2 protein-coding genes are annotated in these 1,986 nt (G+C 45.9%); one reads left to right on the top strand and one right to left on the bottom strand.

Features of this window, described 5'->3' with window-relative positions:
• Positions 1-92: helix-turn-helix domain-containing protein (locus H6G48_RS00975; protein ID WP_190718206.1), on the bottom strand; the 92-nt coding region annotated here is incomplete at its 3' end.
• Positions 93-290: 198 nt separating this feature from the next.
• On the opposite strand from H6G48_RS00975, the gene dusB reads away from it, so the two are divergent.
• Entirely contained in the window at positions 291-1,298 is a 1,008-nt protein-coding gene (gene dusB / locus H6G48_RS00980; protein ID WP_190718210.1) for a tRNA dihydrouridine synthase DusB, read from the top strand.
• The last annotated feature ends 688 nt before the right edge of the window (positions 1,299-1,986 follow it).

Genomic DNA, 1,986 nt, shown 5'->3' on the forward strand with positions numbered 1-1,986 from the left:
TTGTAAACTAATCTTACACAGCCCAATGTGCGCCGCAATAGCGACTCTTGTTCTGGTGTCGGGTAAAATCGAAACGAATAGGCTTTTTCCATATCCCGCATTCTAGCATATATCGTGTAAATGTGCTAATATTTGACGGTAAAGCCGTCGTAGAACGACGGGGTTTCAGACCCAAAATTTTCGATGACGGTTAACCATATATTAGGGGTTGGCAAAATGCTAACAGTGACGGAACTATCCCCTAATTGTTCGGTTTGCTGGTGTTGGCTGTTGATTTTTTAACTGGTTCTATGGCTATCTACTCATCCCCTCTCAAAATCGGTAACTTAGAAGTGCATAGCCGGGTCTTGCAATCACCTTTATCCGGTGTCACGGATTTAGTTTTTCGGCGCTTGGTGAGACGCTTTGCTCCCGATTCCATGCTCTATACGGAGATGGTCAACGCGACAGAAATCTCCCAGCTGCAAGAGTTACCGCAATTGATGGTTATCGGGGACAAAGAACAACCAATTAGTATGCAGTTATTTGATTGCCGTCCCGATTTTATGGCTGTGGCGGCGGAAAAAGCGGTTAAAGAAGGAGCGATGACCATCGATATTAATATGGGTTGTCCAGTTAATAAAATTACTAAAAAAGGCGGCGGTTCTTCGCTTTTACGACAGCCAGAAATTGCCGGGCAAATTGTTAGGGAAGTGGTGAGAGCGGTATCGGTGCCGGTAACAGTGAAAACTCGCTTGGGATGGAACGCTCAGGAGATTAATATTATCGATTTTGCCCGTCGTTTGGAAGATGCGGGAGCGCAAATGTTGACCCTGCACGCACGCACTAGGGAACAGGGTTATCATGGGCCAGCCGATTGGCAATGGATTAAACGGGTGAAGGAGGTTTTATCGATTCCTGTCATCGCTAATGGCGATATTGTTTCTGTGGAAGCGGCGATTAATTGTTTGGAATTTACCCGGGCCGATGGGGTGATGTGTTCGCGGGGAACCCTCGGTTATCCCTATTTGGTGGGGGAAATCGATTATTACCTCAAAACAGGCAAAAAGTTGCCGAAACCCACCTCTATTGACCTGTTAAGCCTAGCTAAAGAGCATTTACAGGGGCTATGGCTATACAAGGGACAACGCGGTATTTGGCAAGCGCGGAAACATCTGGCTTGGTATTGTCAGGATTTTACTGGTGCGGCGGTTTGGCGCGAGCGGTTTTCGCGGATCGAATCCCTGGGGGAGGGCTGTGATTTAATTGATGGAGCTATTGCCCAATTAAACCTTGAAAACGAGAATATTTACAGATAACGGTGCTACAAGCTGTAGGTTCTTACGAACCTTTTGCTGGTTCCTCAGCATCATCGACAAGGTACATTTACTGCCAAGCCCGCTCACGGGTTTCAGCTTCATGGCGCAATTTGCTTGCCTGCTCCTGACTATCGATAATATCAGGTCGAGAGCCAATAACCCCAACGCTGAGAAGGTAAAATACCCCCATATTTGTCTACATCCGATCGCACTCCCGTCCGTCGCTGTGCCTAGACGTTTTTAGATTATTATCATTTACTTGAATCAATGATCGTGGTGCGTTCCCCAAAATTGATCGCTGCAGCGGTAGGACTTGCATGAGGGAACGCACCCTACCAGATCTGCACTGAGTTCTGTTGTTGCCTTGTTAGGATTAGGAGGATTAGGGTTAGTCTCTAGCCTGACCAAGCGAAAATAGAAATAGTAGGGTGGCCATTGCCCACCTTACCGCTTTTTCGGTCATAATAAATCCGAATTAGGGCGAACTGTAGTAAAATAGTAAACGAACCTCTTAAGCAGGGTTTATAAGGATGTCCAGACGAGACGATCTACATTTATCATTACGTCATACTTTAGAGAATTACAGAGAATGATTGATCCTATAATAATGGGAAAATCCTCAGAGTGAGGAACTCGCATGAAACCAGCATCCCTGATTCAACTAACCGATAGTCTGAAAGCCCTTTAT

The organism is Microcystis flos-aquae FACHB-1344 (assembly GCF_014698375.1).
Lineage (GTDB): Bacteria > Cyanobacteriota > Cyanobacteriia > Cyanobacteriales > Microcystaceae > Microcystis > Microcystis aeruginosa.